The sequence below is a fragment of the Phocaeicola vulgatus ATCC 8482 genome (assembly GCF_000012825.1).
GTDB classification, from domain to species: Bacteria; Bacteroidota; Bacteroidia; order Bacteroidales; family Bacteroidaceae; genus Phocaeicola; species Phocaeicola vulgatus.
The window spans coordinates 3,468,396-3,491,162 of record NC_009614.1 but is presented as its reverse complement, the minus strand read 5'-3'; the positions used below and the strand labels follow the sequence as shown (position 1 = coordinate 3,491,162).

The following is a 22,767-nucleotide window of genomic DNA, read 5'->3' as shown; positions in this document are numbered from 1 at the left end:
ATCGGCCGGCAGGAATTCCCATCCAATCATCTCCCATCTGCCTATACGAAAACTTTCCATCCCGTCCTGTCTCTTTTAATATTTGTTAAACTTTTCCATTTCTTCGTCCACTCATTAATTTAATAGTACATTTGTTGCATCACAAGCATCATAGCTATATAACAAAAGAAGAGTAGGACATCAATAATGGACAGAAATCTTAAAAGAACGTGTGTAGCCCATATACAACGGTTACTGATATGTACCTGTATATTCACCTTCTTTGCAACCATCGGCAAAGCCTCCCATGTACAGGAAAACACCGAGGAGGGGAACTATATTCTGATTCTGAACAGCTACAACGAATCCTCCCCCTGGAGCAACAGCATCACCACCCCCATCGTTCACAAAATAGCCGGAATAGAGAACATGGACGCTTACATAGAGCATCTGAATCTTTTTATGGTAGGCGACTCCACTAAAATCGAGAGATTCTCAGAAATTCTTTCTTCGAAATACGGCTCCACCCCTCCCCGCCTGCTGGTATTCATTGGGAGCATGAGCCTGATTTTCAGAGAAGAGATTCAATCTTTATGGGGTAAAGTACCTGCCATTGTATGCGGAGCCGACCCCTATGTATACCATGAGAAATTCTACAGACAGAGAGATACAGTCACCCCCGAAGAAAAGACACACATGAGCGAATTGGCAGAAGAGTTCAATTTCACCTACATGCACACCCCCATCTATCTGGAAGAAAACGTGCAACTGATGTGCAGGATGATTCCCGGTATGAAGAAACTGATTTTCCTGGGAGACGGCATCTACCCCAATCCGGAATATGACAAGCAACTGCGAGAGCTGATTAAAGACAAATACCCGCAAATGGATTACGAATACATCTCCTCGCGTACCAACAGTCTGCATCAGCTATATAACGCCGTGCGTAAAACAGACAAGACCACAGGCATTCTGGTATCCACCTGGTTCACCGAATCGTTCACTTCAAGCAATTTTCTGATTAATGCCTACAGAAGTATCGCCAGCATCTCCGCCCCTTTGTTCACCATCCGCTATGCAGGTATGGATGACGGCGGCATGGTAGGAGGATACATGTATAATGACCAAATCTTTACCAGGCAATTACTGAAAACGATAGACGAGATACTACATGGGAAGAAAGCCAGCGACATACCTTTTTATGAACCCAACGAAGCACACCCCGCATTCAACTACACAAGACTGGTAAATAAAGGACTCGATCCCGACCTATGCCCTGGTGACACCGTTTTCTATGACAAACCGGCCAACTTTCTGAACAAATATAAATGGATCATCCTAAGTGTACTCATTGCTTTTATACTGATGGCCGTGGCACAGCAAAAACGCATCCAAATGCTGAAAGCGCTGAGACGCGCCCAGCAAAATGAAATAGACACGAACACACAATATACCAATCTGATAGACAATATGCCTATCCTTTACATGAAAGAACAGGTAATATGGGACAAAGAAGGGAATATCGCAGACAGCATTTATATGGATGTCAACCGCTATTTCGAACGATGTTTCTTGCCCAAATCCGAGGTGATAGGGAAAAGAGCCTCTGAAATTTTCCCGGAGTCCTTGCCGGAGTTCACCCATTTCATGGAACTCACCTTAAAAGAAAAGAAATCGATCACCTTCCCATATTATTTTAAGACCGTCAACATCTTCTATGATGTTGTCCTGAATTGCTCTACCGAACCGGACACAGTGGATGTGTTCTGCATGGACAGCACCGAACTGCACAATGCGCAGCAAATGCTGAGCGCCACGAACCATAAACTTTCCATGGCACTGGAAGTAGCCAACATCGTACCTTGGAAATGGAATTTGAAAGACCATACCATTTTATGCGACCTCAACCGCCCCATTGTCATGGCGGCCATGCCGGGAAGCATCAGCGAAGATCAGTTGAGCGTTTCGGACGAGCAATACTTCGCTAAAATCATTAAAGAAGACCGCCCGCGCGTGATACAGGCCTACCGTGACCTGGCAGACGGGAAAATAGAGAAAGTAAAAGAGGAATACCGCGTGCTGGCCAATGACGGAACACAATGGAAAATAGACTGGATAGAGGCGCAGGCAGCAGTGGAAAGCAAAGACGAAAACGGAATGCCGCTCACTTTGGTAGGATCTTCCCTAGTCATAACTGAACGGAAGAAAATGGAAGACGAACTGCTTTCAGCCAAGGACCGCGCGGAAGAATCCAACCGGCTGAAGTCCGCTTTTCTTGCCAATATGAGCCACGAAATACGCACTCCGCTAAATGCTATCATCGGTTTCTCAAACATCCTTGCTGCTGCAGAAGAGGAACAGGAAAAGCAGGAATATATCAATATCATTGAAAGTAACAACACGTTGCTGCTGCAATTAATCAGCGACATACTGGACTTATCGAAAATAGAGGCCGGTACATTAGAGTTCAGCTATTGCAACATAGAACTGAATGATATTATTTCCGAGATAGAAAGTGTCACCCGTTATCGGACAGAGAGCAACGGCATTCAACTGATTGTACAGAAAGGACTTCCCTCCTGCCTCATAAGAACGGAAAAGAACCGTCTGATGCAGGTACTGAACAATTTACTGAACAACGCCAGCAAATTTACCTCACAAGGAAGCATCACCTTCGGCTACAAACTATGCGACAAAGAACTTTATTTCTATGTTAAAGATACCGGTTGCGGCATTCCAGCCGACAAAGTGAACTCCATATTCGGACGTTTCGTCAAACTGAACTCTTTTGTACAGGGTACAGGACTGGGGCTATCCATTTGCCAGACAATTGTAGAGCACATGGGAGGACGCATCGGTGTTGAGTCTGAGGAAGGAAAAGGATCCACTTTCTGGTTCACCATTCCCTACCAGCCTGCCGCTGCAGAGAACAAGAGAGAGGAAGAGCATCAACTCATTTCCGTGCAAAAAGACAAGCTGACCATTCTGATCGCCGAAGACAATGAGAGCAATTACCGGCTATTCCAATCTATCTTGAAACGAGAATATAACCTGGTACATGCCTGGGATGGAAAAGAGGCGGTCAATTTGTATAAGCTCCATACCCCTCAGATAATTCTGATGGATATCAATATGCCGGTGATGGATGGCTATGAGGCCACCCGGGAAATACGAAAACTATCCTTGGATGTGCCTATCATTGCTGTTACCGCTTTCGCCTATGCCAGTGATGAACAACGGGCCATGGAAAACGGCTTCGACGGCTATATGGCCAAGCCCATCAGCGCCCCGCAACTGAGACAACAGATTGCTGCCATATTACAGAAACGCATTATCTTGTTATAATCTCCGTTTTTTCCATTATACTCAGCCGAAATCCGACGTAGAGACCGATCTGACTCCGCAACTATAAACAAGAAAACGACCGAAAGCGCCACAAGGATGGGAAACTAAAGCTGATTATAACGTAAATGCGAAGTTAATTCATCACTTCAGCTCCATTAAGTCTTTTTTTCAGTACCATTAAAGCATTTCTTACGGTCACCTTTTACAGACTGCGACAGCAGTCCGTATGTTTCACTGCGGCAGACCGTACAGTCCACTGTAGCAGACCGTACGGTCCACTGCCGAAGACTATAGTAACAGTCCGCACAAAAAGACTTAACAGTCTGCATGACAAGACCTGATATACCCGACAAAAAGTATTAATCCCCCATATCTAAAAAAAGTTCCCCCTTGCTCACCTTCACAGGCTATGCAAGAGGGAGATTCTATACTAACTCTTAACCTAATAAATAAACGACAAAATCATTCTTTATATCTCAAGGCTCCGGCAGGCAGTTTCTCACCTTTCTCACCAAAGCTCTTCAATGCGTCTTCCGGTTCAATGGTTACTTTACTTTCATCCAGCATGTTCCGGTCAAGGCCGAACACGTCTATAAAGAAATCATAAACCGCATTGCGCTTGTTCGGACCGAAATCATGGCGTTCTTGCGGCAAATGTACATTGCTCACCTTGTCCGTCGCACCGTAAAAACCGTAGATGCGTTGCAAGTAAGGATATTCCAAACGGGGAACCGTGGCTGTCCAGTCTCCTCCGTCGGAAACCACCAGCATGGGACGCGGGGCAAACAGGGCGGCCAGCTCCGCATTGCAAGTTCCTCCACCTGCCAACTGGATGGGCTTGCCACTTTCACACGGGCAACCGCCATCAAAATGAGAGGCCAGACTGACCACAGGGGCGGCAGCTGTAAAACGGTCGTCCAGGACGGTAAGCAACACCGTCTGCGTTCCTCCGCCGGAACCACCGTTCACGCCGATGCATGCAGGATCTATATCTTTACGGTTTGCCAGCATATAGTCCAGTATCCATATTCCGTTCATAGCCTGAATGGTGTGCGCATCGGCAGTATGGTGCGCCTTTCCTCCTACCTGCAAGGCGGATTCACCCCAACCATACAGGTCATAATCCACACAGACAGCCCCCATACGTGCCAGAGTCGCCATGCGCTGCTGCTGGTCTTTGCGGTAGCGTCCCTGTCCAAAATGACCATTGGGGCAGATAATCAGTGCATGTTTGCCTTTGGTGCGGGGGGCATAGACTGAACCGCAGACATAAAGCCCCGGCAAGGTTTCCAATGCAAAGTTCTGCACGGTATAGCCATCAAATTTGCGTATTTTGGAAAGAACAGGCTTTGCATCCTTCACTGTTTTCCCCAGCATATCATCCAGTCCCAGACGTTGGCGCACCTCTTTGCGGAGAATCTCCCTGCGCTGTTCCCATTGACTTTTATCACTATATAAACCACTAAGGTATGCCAGCATTTTTTCTCCGTCGGCATCCGTGCGGCGGGCGTATTCGTAAGGTTTCAACTTATATACCTTGTCACTTTGCTTTACGAATTTATAATCGAAGGGGGAAAGCACATTGGTCAGCGTTTCCTCCAATGAATAAGGCCGGATACGGAAATCGGCATACGGAAGCACACGCCCCACCGTATCCACGTCATATTTCAAGCGGACCTGGAAACGGGCGGCAACGTCATTCAACACATCGGATAACGGACGTGCGAACCGGGTTTCATAAGTTTGTGCAGATGCAGCGGAAAAAGAGAGTGCCGCCATGCACCATAATAGTTGTTTCTTCATCGGGAAGTCTATTTTATTTCTTTACCATCCACATACACATCATCCAGCACCAAGTCCTTGCAGTCTTCAAAAACACAGCGTTGCTTGGCATTCTGAATATACACATCACGCATCACAATACCGGTAATAGGCGCTTCGGGAAGGCCTACCACCATAATGGGGGTATTCACATCACGGACCGTCACACCCGACACATAGATATTACGAAATTCCGGAGTACGGTCACTCTTCGGTTCGGCAGGCATCTTGCTATATTTCAGATTGAGGACGATAGCCTCTTTCTTGATGTTACTCATCACAATATTGCTTACACGGATATCTTCTACAATGCCTCCGCGACCACGGGTGGATTTCAGACGAATCCCCCGGTCGGTTCCGTCAAAGACACAATTGCTGATGGTCACTTTCTTCACTCCCCCACTCATCTCGCTGCCGATAACTACACCACCGTGTCCGCTCAACATGGTGCAATTGGTAATCGTGATATTCTCGCAAGGAACGCCCAGTTTACGTGCTTGCAGGTCACGTCCGGATTTGATGGTGATGCAGTCGTCGCCTACCGAAATGTGGCAGTCGCTGATGTGTACGTTCTTACAAGACTCAGGGTTGATGCCGTCCGTATTGGGGGAAGGCACATTGTGGATGGTAATGCCCTTAATGGTCACATTATCGCAAAACTCAGGATTTACGGTCCAAAAGGGAGAGTTGATAATCTTCACGCCCTCTACCCGTACATTCTTGCAACGGATGGGATGTATGAAAGGGGGACGGAAGAAACGACGGTCCAATGTGCCGTGCCAGTCTTCGTTGGTTTCGGCGTAAAGGGCTTTCAGGTCGTTTTCCTTCTCGAACATGGGCTGGTACTTGTTGATGTTTCTCTTGCCGTTGTCCCGGAGATCTACAAGGACGCGGAAAAATTCCGTCCACCATGCTTTGCCCTGTCCGTCCAGTGTCCCTTCACCCTTGATGGTGATGTTCTCTGCATCCACGGCATAAATCAGCGGTTGGAAACTTTTCATCATGATTCCCTCATGACGCACTTCCACATAAGGGAGGAAATCGTCAAAGTTCTCCGAGAATTTCAAGGTGGCTCCTGCTTCCAGTTCCAGAGTGATGTTACTTTTCATGTGGATGGAACCGGTGAGATAAGTTCCTGCGGGAAAAAAGAGGGTTCCTCCACCATGGGCGTTCAGGCGGTCGATGGTGGAATTAATCAATGCTGTGTTCAGCTTCCTGCCTTGCACATCGGCACCTGCCTGCTGCATATCCACACGCTCCGCATGCAGAAAAGACAGACAGCAAACACATAGTAACAGACTTAAAAAGGTACGTTTATTCATATCGTTCATTATTTGATTTTAGTTTTACCAAATACCCTCAGGGGGCTTTTCCTATGAAAACCGCGTTTATTTCTTAAAAGAATAAGTTCCGCTTTCCACTATCTTCGGCTCTTTCTCATCGGGAAGGAATACGCGTGCCGTACACCCTACAGGTATCGTTACTTTCAATGTAAAGACTCCATCCTCGCGGGTCCAGTCTACCGCTACTTTTCCGTACAAGGTTTGGGTAGAGGCACGGACATATGTCAAATCGCCTACCGGACGGGGACGTATTTCTATTTCCTTCATTCCCGGTTTTCCCTCAACGGTGCGGATACCCGCCAACGAGTTGAAGAACCATTCATCAATCTGCCCCATCATAAAATGATTCCACGAAGAACCTTGCCGCGGGTCCCATTGCTCGGTCAGCGTGGTAGCTCCGAATTTCAGCTGGAAACCATAGCCGGGTGCTTCTTCATGGTTGTGCATGGTGTACATCAGTTCATTCAACCCGTTACGCGCCAAAGTCTGGAACAGATAACGGTTACCCACATCACCGGTGGTCAGCCGGTTGCCGTGGCGTTTTATATCCGCTACCAGATTATCAAGCACCGCCTGTCTGTCATCGGCGGGAACCATTCCCAGGAACAAAGGCAAGGCATTGCTGCACTGGCTTCCCGTACCATACTGACGAGTGTCCTTGTGATAAAACTCCCGATGGAATGCCTCCTTGATTTCCTCGCTCAAACGGGTGTAACAGGCCACATCATACCGGTTGTCCAGCATACGCGCAGCTTCCGCCAGATAGCGTACAACCATATAATAATGGGCGGTAGCCACCAGAGGAACAGGCGTATTACGCGAGAAACCGGCCCGGAAATCTCCATAATCATACCAGTCACCCAATCCGAAAGAAACAATTCCATTATCGGCACGGGTAGTGAGGTAATCAATGTAACGACGCATTCCGTTATAATATTTTCTGATCAATGAATCATCCCCATACGTCTCATAATACATGAAGGGTAATACCACAAAGGTACATCCCCATTCGGGAGATTCGGCAAAAGCATCCATACCGGGGCCCTCGAACACCACATATTCCGGAGCAGTGGTAGGAACCGCGCCATTGGCATGCTGTGCATCGGCTATGTTCTGAAGAGTCTGAGGAACAAAGCCCGTCAAATCATAATTGTACAGTAAACCGGGACCGCATAAATGATCCTGTTCCAGCCAGCCCAGTTTCTCCCGGTGCGGACAATCCGTAAACACGGACTGCATATTGCTTCGCACCGCTTTCTCTATCAGCCGGTGGGCATCATTGAATATGCGGTTGGAGCATTCGAAGGTGGATATTTTAGGAGCCGAGTTATAAACAAAGCACGACTGTATCTTCTGGATCACCGGAAGACGGAAGGGATTCTTCTGCCCTTTCAGCACAGCGCCTTCCACCTGAATATACCGGAAGCCATAGTAAGAAAAACGAGGGTGCCAAGTTTCCACTCCTTCCCCTTTCAGGGTATATTCATAATAATGTTGTCTGCCGGTCTGACGCTGATTGCAAGCTCCTTCGTCCGTCAGGGATTCGGATACAAGCAAAGTTATTTTCTGCCCTTTCTTTCCACGGACGGTAATTTCGGGGAAACCGGCCAGGTTCTGTCCCATATCCAGCACAAAGGCAGAGGGGTCCACCGTCCGTTTGGTTGACTTGCAGGCGGCTGTTATCTGTTCAGCGGTGAGCTTGGTCACTTTCCGGATATCATAACGCTCCATGATCTTCACCGGTTGCGCTATCTGCGGACGAAGCACCCCTTTGGGGGCTTCCTGAATCACGACAGGACGCCAATCCTGCTCTTTAAAACCGAACATGTTCCAGCCTTTCTGCTCACGGCGGGCGTCATAATCTTCTCCGCCATAGATGCAATTGAACAGTACGGGACTGAAATCGTACTTCCAGTCCTTTCCGGAAACAATCGTTTCACAGGTTCCGTCTTCATAATTCACCACCATCCGGAAACGAAGCGTGGGAGCGCCGAAACTGATTTGCAGTTTACGATAGCGGCCGCCTTGCACATTGTAAAATCCATTTCCCAACAGGACTCCGATAGCGTTACCGCCTTTCTTCACTTGCGAGGTGACATCATAAGTATTATAATAGACACTTTTGTCATAGTCGCTCCAAAGAGGGGCAAATTCGCTGTCTCCCACTTTTTCTCCATTCAGCGAAAATTCATAAAAGCCCAAGCCACATACATACGCCGTGGCGTCTTTCACTTTCTTTGCCACATAGAACTCACGGCGCAGATAAATACTTTTCTTTGCCAAAGTATCCACAGCAGCCCAGGCGGCCTTTGCCTCAGGCTTTTTCAGTTCACTGCCATGATATTTCCGACCTTCGGGTATGCGGGCATCCTTACGGGTAATAGCCCCAATCCATTCACTGCCGGCGAAAGCCGCTTCGGAAGTCAGGATACTGAAATCAGAGGGGGCACTCCATGCCGAAGGCGTATCAGCCTCATCCCAGACACGGACACGCCAAGTATAATGCCTGTCCTTCTCCAAGACCGCATCCGCACAGGAAACCAACTGGCTTTGAGCGGATTTTACTTTGCCGCTGTTCCAGACTACTTTTCCTGCCCATACATCCCGAATCTCTATCTCATAAGCGGTCTGCCGCGTGCCATTTTCCGGCGAACTCATCTGCCATCCCAAACGAGGGGTATCAGAGGTGGTCACTCTTCCGTCGCGCATCTCACACGTCAGGCGGGTAACAGTTATGTCTTTCGCCTGCACGGCGAAAGACATAACTAACAAAGCGGCTATTAAGAATTTTCTGTAATTCATTTTTCTTTCAACAGTCTGTTTATTATCTTAAGACATCCCCTTTATTCAAATTTATAGCACATTCTCACAAAGGACACGGGTCAATGTATCGGCGTGTCCCACTTCCTTTCCATCCACATAGATATGCAGACCTTTTCCACGCTGGTAACGGCTGCCGTCCTTATCCCACAAAATAGTGAGGTTACGGCCATGATACAACACATTATCCAAACAGAAATAATCCCACTTTCCTTCGGGAATCAACGGATTCACCTCCACTGTGTTATCCATGCGCGGACGGAGCCCTATCAAACCGGTAATCATCAAATCATTAAAAGTAGAATGATTGTAATAACGGCTGCGTTCCTGATCTCCTTTCAACCAATAACCGGTCACTTCATCCAGATACTCGCCTATGTAGGGGCGGCCACGGTGATGCTGCGACTCCACATAGCGTTCCATTTGATGGAAATACACGCTATCTGTCAATACAGTCTGAGGATAATTATTCATGAAATTGGCCATTGCGGTCAAAGTCTGTGCAGATGCAAACGGCCAGATAGCCCCATCCCATTCACACTTACCTACGCCATGCGTGCGGAACTCAGGATGACGGCGCTCGGCAGTGGTAAGTCCGTAAGGTGCGGAAAAACCTTTCTCGTCCATCACTTCCTTCCATGCCACAGTGTATTTGGAAGAAGCATCCGGCAAATTGAAATACCAAGGGATATAGCCGATAGCCTCGCGTACCTCGGCGGACGCATCTCCACGCATCGTTTCAAAGAAATGATGGTCTGTGTTCCACAACTTATCCTGTACCAATGTTTTAATGGAATCGGCTTTCAATCCATATTTCATGGCCATGCCCTCATCTCCTGTCATGATGCCGATAAGAGAGAGTGCTTTGGCATTGCCATACATATAACTGTTGATAGTGGGACGGGCATATTGCTTACGACGGCCTCCGCTGATGGATTCTTCCATACCATCCTGCACATCTCCCTGCCAATAAAGTCCATTGGGCAGGCGGTTTGTCTTTTCCCAACGGGCATATTCCGCTTCCAAATCCTTTACCATATCCAACAAAAACTCCTTGTTTCCATCGACCATGTAACGTCCCAGTACCGCATCCGCATTCCACGAGCTAAACTTGGTCATTTTGGCCATCGGGCCTCCTTCGTTACCCCGATACCAAGTATGGATAATCTGATTCAAGTATTCCGGATTACGCAACCAGCGGCTCTCATAAATATGATGACCGATGGCACAAGCTATCAGATTGTATTTATCGGCATACGAACGGTTTACCAGAAATTCGGTCATACCATAGCCCACCGGAGTTTCCTTGATGTGCTTGCGCAGCGTCCACCAACGATAATAATACATTTCCTCGAAGTTCTTTTGAGAGCACTCGAAAAGAGGAATGTTTTCTTCCATCCATTGAGATGCACGGGCATTGGGAATAGCCTGGGCTATATTCTCATCCTCCATGCTGTTGAAATAATCCACATAGGGCTTGAAATCCTTATATTTCAAGAAAGCCGCACCGGCATCCTTATCAGCAGAAGCCGTCTTAAAGTTGGCTATACGATAGGTGCACAAGGGTTCCTGCTCACCCGCATCCGGCAGAATGCCATACCAGTCCGCCGGGGTATCCACCGTAGGATAAGTCCGTTGCGCTCCGGTCCGGAACATCACTCTCTCGATGGCCGGAACGGGCGCAAAGAACATACGTTGCCCCACTTTCTTTCCATCCACATAGACAATTACCATGCGGTTGGCAACAGAAAGCTCCACTTCTACCTTATACGTCTTGCCCGGTTCATACTTCAACAAATTACCAAACCGCGCACCTCCTTTGGCACGGAAAAGTCCATCGGGAGTCAGTTCCAGACGGGAACAGGCAATGCCGTTTTCATCCAGAAATTCTATCTGCAAAAGTCCTTTATCGTTCTGTTCCGCCATCAGTTCGAAAGATACTTTCAGTTCTTTTGTAGCAGGTATCTTACGCTCCACACGGGCATAATCGAATAAGTCCTTGTCTTGCAGCACCAGCCATTTTCCATCCAGTGATACGGGAGCCCACTGCAAGGAATACAAATTCCAGTCGGTCAGTTCGCTCAAATCTTTGTAGCCGGCAAAATCGTCGTCAGCATGCTCGCTGGCATGTGCGCGGACAGGCACAGGAATATGAGACACCCACATATCCTCTTTATTCATACTGTAAGTCACCCATAAATCACCATCGGGAGGAGTCCCGTTACCTTCCTGAATACCCCGTACATACTGAGGACCGAATGATTTATAATTACCTCCGTAACGCATCGGCGTAATCTCGCCGTGCACCAGGTTCAAAGTGGTATATTCCAGGCCGTCCTTACTCAGCGAAATAGCCAGTGGCCAGCGGAACTCGGAAGGATTATACACCGTGGCGTATGTACCGTCACTCAAACGTTGCCCCCATATCTTCGCATTACTGTTTACGAAACCTTTCGCACGTTCCACCGGTTGCGCCCATGTATTTCCGCCATCCTCGCTGATGGAAGTCAGGGCGTGTTTCCACAGGCTTACCAAACGGCCGTCGGGCAAGGTATAGTCACAATACGCTTTGTATTCTTTGTGTAAAGGAATCAACGGGTCATTGCGGTCGGCTTCCTCCACCCACTGCATACGGTAGCGGGGATTATCCAGAATCTCCTGACAGGCTTTTACAAACTCCTTGTCTTTACTCCGTTTAAAATAAGGATAAGAGGTATTCTTTTCATTGAACGCATGGTTATAATAAATGAAATAAATGGGGCCGAAGGAACCGTCCTTTTTAATTTCGCGAACTACACGGCCTATTCCGTTCCCGTCATTCGGATCATCTTTCTTGTCCAGCGCCACGCCATAGTTTCCCATGGCTATCAGTCGGCCGCTCTTTGACACATAAAAGCCTACACGCTGATGCATGATGGCATCCAGATCTTTTGCCTTGTCTGTGCGTCCGGGCTTGGTATAGCCATCGGGAACCCGGTAGATAGGGAAAAGGGTCACCGGGTTTGTCCAGTGATAACCGTCTTTCGAGGTCATCAGGAAAGTTTGTGAGGGAGGAATATGCTCGTCCGAAGGATCGGAAAGATAATGCATATAGAATTGTCCGTTCCAATAAGCCAACATGGACTGATGATTGTATGTCCATCCATTGCCGTTATCGGGTGCAGGATGTTCCCGGTTGGCACGCATCACCTGAATATTGTGTACCCCTACCACGGGTGACAATTGCCCGTCATGACAGGTAGGGTTAGACAGCTCCGTGCCTGTATAGTGTACTCTATCTTGCGCCGATACCGAAAGTGCCAGCGAACAGGCTGCTGCAAAGGTAAAAAGTTGTTTCAGTTCCATTTATTTACTTCTATGTTGTTTTTCCATTTATTAAAATGAGGTTTCTCTTCAGCTTGATTGACCTGCAAACAAGCAAAGCTCTACAAAACTACGAATTTCTTCGTTTCCCGATAAAAGCTCCGGGCTTTAAAAAAAGACGAAAGCACAAAGCAAATGTACTCTATAAAATAATGCTATTTATAAAAAGAGTCTTTTTGTTAATGAATTTGCATAAAAGAAGCTTTTTTACTATATTAGCAGCATGAAGTTAACAGTTTGATAACTTTTCTACGAGAAATATGTTATTTATAGTATTCACTTTCTTAACAACCGTTTGCTTATGAAACAAAAGAATAAGATGTTATCCACCCATGGCATTAAAACACTATTCGAAACCCGATTAACCCAACTCACTTCATTGGCTTCAGAAAGCCAGGATGAAACAGCTTTCAAAAACAAGCTGAACGATTATCTATTATCCGGTCCTATTTACAATCCTGCTGCCGCAAGGCAAATTAAAAGACTGATAGATAACGATGGAAAAACCATTTACGAAGCCTCTACAGAACAGGAGATTAAAATAGAAACCATCTCACTGCTTTGGAAGTTTTTAACGAATCGTATCATCAATGAAGAGATTTCCGTTGATTTATGGATTGACCTGTATCACCAGTTCGACCGGCTTTATCACGAAGAAGAGGAGCTACCTGATGAAAAACAAGTGCAACAGTGGATGAAACGCTGGCCCAGCGGACTGAATGAGGATGTCCGGGCTATCCGCCGACAAAACAAAGAACGTATCATCTCCCTTCTTATCCAGAAAATAGAAAACAGACACGCACCCTCCAGCCGCTACCTTTTTCCCGAAGGAAGCACGGAAGAGGACAAACGCCGGCTGGTCTGCCAATGGTGGAACGAAGCCCGTTTTCATCTGGCAATGGCCGTAAAAAACCCTACCGAACTGAACCGGATGCTAGGCAACTCCCTGTCCGAAGAAACCTTGCAGCTTTATCACAAAGCACGCAAGAAAGGAATGCCTGTCTTCATCACCCCTTATTATTTGTCATTATTGAATCCTACCGGAAAAGGATATGATGACGAAGCCATACGCAGCTATATCTTGTACTCTTCCCAATTGGTAGAAACTTACGGTAACATCCACGCATGGGAAAAAGAAGATGCAGTAGAGGACGGAAAGCCCAACGCTGCCGGATGGCTGCTGCCGGACGGACACAACATTCACCGCCGTTATCCCGATGTGGCCATTCTTATCCCCGACTCGATGGGACGTGCCTGCGGCGGCCTATGTGCATCCTGCCAGCGCATGTACGACTTTCAAAGTGAACGTCTGAACTTCAACTTCGAGGAATTGAAGCCGAAAGAGAGCTGGGACAAGAGGTTGAGAAAACTGATGGAATATTTCGAGAACGACACTCAGTTCAGGGATATCCTGATTACAGGAGGCGATGCATTGATGAGCCAGAACAAGACCCTGCGCAATATACTGAAAGCCGTCTACAAAATGGCTGTCCGCAAACGGAACGCAAACCTGCACCGCGCCGAAGGAGAGAAATATGCGGAACTGCAACGAGTACGCTTGGGCAGCCGGCTCCCGGTATATCTGCCCATGCGAATCAATGACGAGCTATTGGAAATCTTACGCGAGTTCAAAGAAAAGGCATCTGCCGTAGGAGTCAGCCAATTTCTGATTCAAACGCATTTCCAGACTCCGCTGGAAGTAACACCCGAAGCGCGTGAAGCTATCCGCAAGATACTGGCAGCCGGGTGGACTATCACCAACCAGTTAGTATATAATGTGGCTGCTTCCCGTCGCGGACACACCGCCAAACTGCGCAAAGTATTGAATGGGCTGGGTGTACTATGCTATTACACCTTCTCGGTAAAAGGATTTGAGGAGAATTATGCCGTATTCACACCGAACAGCCGCTCCTTGCAGGAGAAAGAAGAGGAAAAGGTATGGGGAAAACTCTCCGCAGAGCAAGAAAAGGAGTTTTTGAACCTGTTGAGAAACAGTAAAGACCGTGCGGCAGCCGTACAGCGTTTCTGCACCTTCCATCAGATTCCTTTCGTAGCAACAGACCGCAACGTACTGAACCTGCCGGGTATAGGCAAGAGCATGACTTTCGTAACTATCGGTATGACAAAAGAGGGAAAACGGATACTGGAATTTGACCATGACCCAACCCGCCAGCATAGTCCGATTATTCATCAGATGAAAAAAATATACATCAAGGAAAACAAGTCTATCTGGCAATATATGCTGCAATTGCAGGAAATGGGCGAGAAGAAAGAAGAATATGCCAGTCTGTGGAAATATATGGAAGGAGAAACAGAACACCGCTTCCCCTTATATAATTATCCCGATCCGGGATTCCGGATTACAGAAAAGTATAGTCACTTGTCAGTAGTTGATAATAAATCAATCTGCTAATTTGTCAATGTGACAATGTGCTAATGTGCCATGTGGAACAAAGCGTAACCCATTGACATATTAGCACATTGACCAATCAGCAGATTATTCAATTCGTAATCTTGATCCCCACAAAATACGTTCTAGGCTGTGTAGGCCCATAGAAATAACCCGAGTCACGATAACCACCTTTGTCCAAATCCTTTTGGAAAGCATTAAAGATATTCTGCACTCCACCGTTCAATTGCAACTTGATATGGTCATTCAATACAAACGTATAATTCAGTTTCACATTCAAATCAAAGAAATCAGGAGTATGCACCATTTCATCTTTAGCGATATATTGTCCTATATATTCCTCGGGCAACTCTGTCGGTGCGAAATGCGGCACATGCATCCGGCCTGTGTACACACCGGACAAGGAGCAGTCGAAATTCTTGAACGGAGCAGATGTCAATGTGAAATAACCGTAATAGTCAGGAGTACGGGGCATCCGCTTCACCGGCGCTACCTCAGGATTCTCACTCCATGCCTCCAGCTCAGTATATTCGCTGCGCTGCACCGTGAAGCCCACCTGTAAAGCCGCATCACGTCCATGTGCAATCTTTCCGTCCAGATTCACGCCATACACACGTGCCCCGTTACCGTTACGACGCTCCTTCACCTTGTTACCATTCTGGTCATGGCCCATATCCTCCAGTACAAACACGTCATCCAATCCGGTATAGAATCCTTCCAATAACAAATTGGTCTGGAAATGACCGATATTCGCCGTCCAGTCAATGGAGCCGCTGATGCTGTTAGAATGCTCAGGCTTCAGCCCTTCCGCCAACTTGATAAGCACGCCCTCACCTCCTACTGCCGTAACGTGCAAGTCTTCATCATAAGCCTGCGGCGCACGGAAACCGGTGGACCAAGTGATGCGCGCCTGTAGTTTGTCACTGGGCTTATAGAGCAGGTTCAGACGGGGGCTGAAGATGGGATTGTCAATCAGGTTATGGTCATCCAGACGGAAGCCGGCCAGGAATACAAACTGATTCATTTTCCATTCGTTCTGCACAAAAGCGCTGGCAATGCGCACATCCTGTTTCATATCACGGTGATAACCGGTCATAACATCGTGCAGGGAGTTGTTCTGATACTCCAGCCCGGCGGTAAAAGTAGCAGGAGAGAATAAAACTTTCTCAAAATTACCCACATACATGCCGCCTGCCACCCAAGTCAGATCTTTTGTCTTTCCGTATGCATTCGCATCCTGTTGCGCACCATAATAACTGTTACGGTCGGTATGCTGGATGGAAGAATAGAAAGAAAGCTTATGCTTGTATTCTTTCCAAAACAGATCATAACTCAATCCGCCACTATTGATAACGTGCTTGGTCTGTTCGGTGATATCCGTTTCGTGCGGCTGCAAATCAAATTTATTCCCTCCGCGGCGGAACTCATTCGTGGTATGATATTCCAGACTGATACGGCTGAACTGCGTAGGACGGTAATAGGTGCGCAGCCCGAATGTATTCATATTCAGCTTTCCCAACTCCGAGAAACCGTCCCCGTCCGCATCATACGGATTACGGTTCCGATAAGACTGATACAAAGCGATGCCATACGTATTGTCTTTTGACACCAAAGAGGCATTGGCTCCCATATACTGTTCCCACACCTTGCCGTTCATATTGGACATTGTTGAAGAAACCTGAAATGAATTGTTGATGGGGTCTTTCGTGATGATATTGATGGTTCCGCCCACTGCATTAGCACCAAACAAGGCCGACCCTCCTCCGCGGACAACCTCTACACGCTCTATCATATTCACCGGAATCTGCTCCAAGCCATACACACCGGACAGAGCACTGACTACCGGACGGCTATTGATAAGAATCTGAGAATAAGGCCCTTCCAGCCCATTGATACGCACTTGAGGGAAGCCGCAGTTCTGGCAGTTGTTCTCCACACGCAACCCCGACTGGTAATTCAAGGATTTAGCCAAATCGGTAGAATTCACCGATTCGAAAAGCCTGGCATTCATCACATTGACTACCACCGGAGCCACCTTGCGACTTGTTTCATTGCGATTGGCCGATACGACTACCTCGTCCGTCATAATACTTTCGTCACTCATCAAAAAATGAACATCTACCGTGAAGTCGTTACTGACGGTCACTTTCTTTTCCTGTGTCTCATAGCCCAGTAGCTGAACTCTCAATGTGTACTTTCCTGCCGGAACCTTCTTGAAACGGAACTCCCCGTCCTCGTTACTCACCGTACCTTGCCCGGTTTCCACAATCAATATGGTAGCATACGGAAGGCTGTTCTCCGTGCCTTTTTCCACTACATGACCTGAAATCACATTTCCTTCCTTCACAGGATTTACATCTTCTGCATACGCATGGATACCCGCACCCATCACCATGAGCACGAGTAACAGAATATATTGTTTCATCTATTTTTTCTATTACTAAAATGTTTCGGTTTATTCAATTAAAGAATGTGTGCAGCTCTACGGCAAAAGCACATCCGCATCTGTTGAACGGATTATCCGAATGTATCCCGTCAACAGATATACCTTATGTTTCAGCAATAAAAAGGAGGAGCGCGCAAATGGATACATTGCGCACAAAGCACTTTCGCGCGGAAAGTATTTGTCTTGTATTCCAAAACATACAACACAGGACGGAATACAGTCATCTCTGTCTGCCCCCCGGGCTCCAGAGTCTGGATAGTGCTCAGATGAGCAATTGAGATTACCTGTCCTGTGGTATGCGTATGGTGTTTTTCGGACGAAGGATGAGAGTGCACAATCATCACCCCGTTCACAATATGAACGTGGGTAAACAAAGTGATGCTTACCTGATACGTTAAAAACAGCGCCAGCAGTAATAACGGGGCTACTATGTACCTTCTCTTGCTCAACTATTTATTTCTTTTCCTCGCCAAACAACAATTGATAGTCTTTTTTCGCGGCAGGCACAGTCCATTCCTCCGGAATAAACTTCCACTGGTGCATAGCATGAGGATGCAGCACTTTTTCCTGCTCAATATATTGCATCAGATAATAACGCAAATCCTTATCGGTTGCAAAAATAATACGTTTTGCCAAATCTTCCTTGGAAATTCCAGCTCCAAGAGTCAGTAAATCTCCGCCACCGTTCCCACGGTAAGAATTCAAAGCCACTTTATAAACCTTATCCATACTGAAAGGAGTCCCGTCCGACATGCTCTGAATCGTGATTTTCTCTCCTGCCGGCTTGGTCACGTCCACCGTATAATTAATGCCTGCGGCAGAGTCAAAGTTAAAGCTGAAATTCTTGAAATTAGCACGCTTCCCCTTCTCTACCGGCTCCTTGAAAAGCATCAGGTGGTCCTCGGAACTCTTCATCTGATTAGTCCAGATGGCGTATGCCATTTCCAGAAAATCTTTAATTTCCTTGCCCGAAAGTTCCATCACATACAGCATGTTCTCGTACTTGTACAAATTGAACATATCACTCACATAGATGTCTCCTTCTTTAATCTCTGCCCGGAAGGACAACGGAGCACAGAAAGACACTTCAGCACCCGAAATTTCCAATTGCAACTGATGAATCAGGTCTATGAAAGGAGAAGAACCGAAATAAGCATCCTTCGCTGTGATGGTACGTGAAATTGTACCGATTTTACGGGATACAAAGTCATTTACAGCCTTGTATTGAGGGGCAAACTTATCCATAAACTCCCGGCTGACAGGATACTTGTTCATATCCGCCAATCTACCTTCCACCGACTTCTCCACTACTTTCCCGTCTTTCTTTGTTACGGTCAGGGTCACATCCGAAACTACATTGGCATTGTTTGCCGGGTCAATGACCAGCACACTGTCTCCTGCCACATTCTGCACCTTTACACATTCCCTAGTATGGTCGTGCCCCATCAGCACCACATCAAAGCCCGGAACCCGTTTGGCTACATCCATAGAGGCATCTTCCACCACCTGTCCCAACACGTTGCCCGACTTTCCGGCATGAAACAATCCCACAATGACATCAGGATTCTCTTTTTCCTTTATAATCTTCACCCATTTGCGTGCGCAGGGCTCCATTTCCTCAAAATGCAGACCACTCCATAATTTCTCCGGCAACCATGAAGGAATGGCCGGAGTAATCATACCCAGAACCGCTATCCTCACTCCGTCGCGCTCCAACACCTCGTAGGGTTTCAGATAAGGTTTTCCAGTGGCATTGTCTATTATATTAGCCCCCAGTACCGGAAAATCGCACTGTCTTATCCAACGGTCGTACACCGCATGCCCCGTCTCTACATCATGGTTACCCATATTACCTACCACATATCCCATATAATTCATCATATCCGCCGCAACATGAGTAGACACGGTATCCATAAAATTATAATAGTAAGCTGTAGGCTGACCTTGCAGGATATCCCCATTATCCATCAACAGGCAATTATCCCCATATTTCTCACGCTGTTCTTTCACAAAGGAATGAACACGGGCAAGACTTCCACTCCATTCTTTCCGTTCGATAAAGTTATACGGAAAGAAATTCCCGTGCACATCACTGGTTTCTATAATCTTGATAACCACTTCTTCCTGATTATTGGATGCAGACAACTGCATACCTGCCCACAACAGCAGGGCACTGATACATATTCTATATTTCATTTCTCTATTCTTTATTCTTTTTTAGTCAAAGGATGCGTGAATACAAACCGGGCGCCTTCGGTATAATCCTTGTCCACCCATATCTTACCTCCCAGATTCTCGATTATCAGCCTGCTAATGGCCAATCCCAGCCCCGTACCTTGGGAATATTCATTCAATTTCTCGAAACGTTCAAATACCTTTTCACTCTTATCGGGCGGAATACCGCAACCGGTATCCGACACTGACAATTCCAACTGCTGATGCTGTTTGTCTATGGCAACCGTCAGTTTGATAGAACCGGACGGAGTAAATTTTGCGGCATTGGACAGCAAATTAATCAACACCTGCTTCAGACGCTGGGCATCCGTCTTGACAACCAGCGAAGGCACAGGAGTTTCAAACAGAAACAAAGCACTGGTCTTGCGTCCATACTCCACTGTAGACAAAGCCGTCTGACACAACTCTACCACATCACATTCTTCCCATACGAATTTTATCCTTCCGGATTCCATGCGCGAGATGTCCAGAATATCATTTATGAGGTGCAACAACAAATCGGAATTCTTCTGAATGATATCACAATACTGCTCTTTCTCGGCAGGAGAGGAATCATCACTGACCAACACGCTGGAAAATCCCACAATGGCATTCAAGGGAGTGCGTATTTCGTGACTCATATTGGCCAGAAAAGCCGTCTTCAACCTGTTGGATTCCTCCGCTTTCTCCTTGGCTACCAGCAGTTCCTCGCCGGATACTTCCAGATTATGTTTCAAGTGGTTGATACGGATAATATAATATATGGCTATCAAGAAACAGGCTATCAGGAACATGAACGCCGAAACAACCCCTATGACCCAATATTTATACTGCTCATAAAACGAAGGAGTCTTGTTCACCAACACCGCTCCCTGAGGAAGATTCAATGAATCCAATTTGAATTCATGCAAACGCTTTATATCAAAAGTATAGTTTCCGGGAATAGTCAACAAGTCCACCCCTTCTCTATCCCCTTTATCCAAAAAATCATAAGTAACCGCGCCTATATTCTTTCCTACCGCATGGTACTCGGGAGTATATCCTCCCAATGCCCAATGTCCCAGCCCCACAGATGCAATAGTAAACACAGGCAGGGTGGGATTCGCATCGCGCAGCATATAAGTCGTATTACCAATAACATAACTCTCCGTACAGTCTACACGCCATGTTCCCAATAACACACACGTATTTTGAGGCAACCTGCGCATCCTTTCACTCACTTCCATAAAGGTTTCTGTACGGCCGTCCAGCCAAATTGTTTCTAAATCGGGGTACTTCTTCATCTCCTTTTTAACCAAGGCTTGCATAGACAACCCGCCATAGGTATTATCCGATATAAATGCCACACGGCGCATATCAGGATAAAAACGACGCATCAGCTTTATGTTTTTATCGACATCATATTCATATACATAACCGGCAACAATATTATAATCACTGAAATCCGTATAAATATTCTTACTTTCAGGTTCCCATACCCGCGTGTCGATACTATCATCGGGCAATACCAGTCCGTTGACACTGACCATGCCACAGATAGACGGAGTCTTTTTAGCTATCTCTGTGTCTTGTGAGATATAAGCCGACCATGCCTCCTGCCCCAACAATATAACCAGTGACGGACGGTTTTTCCCCTTATACTTACCAAGGATGGAGGCCATACGCGATTTCCACAGATAGGCCTCGGACAAATTCTTGCAGTTCATACTCTCTATGATCGGAGTATACTTGCCGCCACGCTGTCTGTATTCATCCATAAAAGCAGACAGGTTGTCAGAAATACTACGCGTTTCGGGATTATAAGAAGTGACAATAAGGATAGGCCCTTCCGAGGTCGTTTCCGCCTTCACAGGACACAGAGCAACCACAGGAAGCAGCAGGACTAATAGCATAAAAAACCTGAATATGATTGCCAATCCCCTCATTTCCTTTAGAATAATTTCTAAAAATTCGCTGCAAAGATAATAAAATAAAAACAGAACACAACCAATTGGCATGTATTTTGTTTCTCTTAAAGCAGATGAAATTTAACAAATATATAATATGGCTTACATAGACTATTACAAAGTATTGGGAGTGGACAAAAGCGCCACCCAAGATGATATCAAGAAGGCTTTCCGTAAGCTGGCCCGCAAATACCATCCTGACTTGAATCCGAATGATCCTGGAGCCAAAGATAAGTTTCAGGAGATAAATGAAGCCAACGAAGTACTGAGTGACCCGGAAAAACGTAAGAAATACGACGAATACGGGGAACACTGGAAACATGCCGACGAATTTGAAAAACAAAAGCAACAATATGGAGGTGCTGGTGGATTCGGAGGGTTTGGCGGAGCCGGAAGCGGATTCGGTACGGACGGTAACGGCAGTTACTGGTATTCCGGCAATGGAGGAGAAGAATTCACCGGTGCACATTTCGGTGGCAGCGCAGGTGGTTTCTCTGATTTCTTTGAAGAACTGTTCGGGCATCGTGGCGGTGCAAACGGCGGACGAAGCGCCGGATTCCGTGGACAGGACTATAATGCTGAATTACAACTTTCATTGCGTGAAGCCGCCGAAACACACAAACAAGTGCTTAATGTAAACGGAAAGAACATACGTATCACTGTTCCGGCAGGTATAGCCAACGGACAGACTATCAAATTGCGTGGTCATGGTGCACCGGGGGTAAACGGTGGTCCTGCAGGCGATCTGTACATCACCTTTGTCATTCCAGACGATCCTGTATTCAAACGTTTGGGAAATGATTTATATATCCATGCTCCGCTTAGCCTCTACACCGCCGTACTGGGTGGTGAAGAAACCGTGGACACACTGAACGGCAAGGTAAAACTGAAAGTAAAACCTGAAACCCAGAACGGAACCAAAGTCCGTTTGAAAGGCAAAGGCTTTCCTGTTTACAAGGAAGAAGGCAAATTTGGCGATCTGATAGTAACTTATAATGTCACCATTCCTAGCAACCTGACCGAACATCAGAAAGAGCTGTTCCGCCAATTAAAAGATAGTAGCAATTAAAAAAAGAGAAG

Annotated in this window: 12 protein-coding genes; 3 read left to right on the top strand and 9 right to left on the bottom strand. The window is 46.7% G+C overall.

What is annotated here, in order from left to right:
- Nucleotides 1-186 precede the first annotated feature (186 nt).
- Complete coding sequence (locus tag BVU_RS13760; protein WP_011965725.1) at nt 187-3,324, top strand: ATP-binding protein; 3,138 nt, start codon at nt 187-189, stop codon at nt 3,322-3,324.
- A gap of 155 nt (nt 3,325-3,479) precedes the next feature.
- Here the strand turns inward: BVU_RS13760 and BVU_RS22385 are convergent, their stop codons facing one another.
- From BVU_RS22385 to BVU_RS13740, 5 genes are all read right to left on the bottom strand, one after another.
- The gene (locus BVU_RS22385; RefSeq protein WP_155519065.1) at nt 3,480-3,653 is read right to left on the bottom strand and encodes a hypothetical protein; all 174 of its coding nucleotides are present in this window, start codon (nt 3,651-3,653) and stop codon (nt 3,480-3,482) included.
- A gap of 133 nt (nt 3,654-3,786) precedes the next feature.
- Nucleotides 3,787-5,127 (bottom strand): hypothetical protein, encoded by a 1,341-nt coding sequence (locus BVU_RS13755; RefSeq protein WP_011965724.1) that lies wholly within the window; start codon nt 5,125-5,127, stop codon nt 3,787-3,789.
- 8 nt (nt 5,128-5,135) lie between these two features.
- A complete protein-coding gene (locus BVU_RS13750; RefSeq protein ID WP_011965723.1) occupies nt 5,136-6,476 on the bottom strand; it encodes a glycoside hydrolase family 28 protein in 1,341 nt (446 codons plus the stop codon).
- A 57-nt stretch (nt 6,477-6,533) separates the two neighbouring features.
- Entirely contained in the window at nt 6,534-9,290 is a 2,757-nt protein-coding gene (locus tag BVU_RS13745; RefSeq protein WP_011965722.1) for a glycoside hydrolase family 78 protein, read from the bottom strand.
- Between the two features lie 51 nt (nt 9,291-9,341).
- Nucleotides 9,342-12,653, bottom strand: coding sequence for an MGH1-like glycoside hydrolase domain-containing protein (locus BVU_RS13740; protein ID WP_011965721.1), 3,312 nt, complete (start codon nt 12,651-12,653; stop codon nt 9,342-9,344).
- Nucleotides 12,654-12,972: 319 nt separating this feature from the next.
- Between BVU_RS13740 and BVU_RS13730 the strand changes: the two genes are divergently transcribed.
- Nucleotides 12,973-15,084, top strand: coding sequence for a KamA family radical SAM protein (locus BVU_RS13730; RefSeq protein WP_011965720.1), 2,112 nt, complete (start codon nt 12,973-12,975; stop codon nt 15,082-15,084).
- An 88-nt stretch (nt 15,085-15,172) separates the two neighbouring features.
- On the opposite strand, the gene BVU_RS13725 is transcribed toward BVU_RS13730, so the two are convergent.
- The 4 genes from BVU_RS13725 to BVU_RS13710 all read right to left on the bottom strand — a co-directional run bounded on the left by BVU_RS13725 (nt 15,173) and on the right by BVU_RS13710 (nt 21,738).
- Entirely contained in the window at nt 15,173-17,506 is a 2,334-nt protein-coding gene (locus BVU_RS13725; protein WP_011965719.1) for a TonB-dependent receptor, read from the bottom strand.
- 131 nt (nt 17,507-17,637) lie between these two features.
- The gene (locus BVU_RS13720; RefSeq protein WP_011965718.1) at nt 17,638-17,976 is read right to left on the bottom strand and encodes a hypothetical protein; all 339 of its coding nucleotides are present in this window, start codon (nt 17,974-17,976) and stop codon (nt 17,638-17,640) included.
- Nucleotides 17,977-17,980: 4 nt separating this feature from the next.
- A complete protein-coding gene (locus BVU_RS13715; RefSeq protein ID WP_011965717.1) occupies nt 17,981-19,723 on the bottom strand; it encodes a bifunctional metallophosphatase/5'-nucleotidase in 1,743 nt (580 codons plus the stop codon).
- Between the two features lie 11 nt (nt 19,724-19,734).
- Nucleotides 19,735-21,738: a sensor histidine kinase gene (locus BVU_RS13710; RefSeq protein ID WP_011965716.1), complete on the bottom strand. Its 2,004-nt coding sequence runs from the start codon at nt 21,736-21,738 to the stop codon at nt 19,735-19,737.
- Between the two features lie 46 nt (nt 21,739-21,784).
- On the opposite strand from BVU_RS13710, the gene BVU_RS13705 reads away from it, so the two are divergent.
- Nucleotides 21,785-22,756 (top strand): DnaJ C-terminal domain-containing protein, encoded by a 972-nt coding sequence (locus BVU_RS13705; RefSeq protein ID WP_005843835.1) that lies wholly within the window; start codon nt 21,785-21,787, stop codon nt 22,754-22,756.
- Nucleotides 22,757-22,767 lie beyond the last annotated feature (11 nt).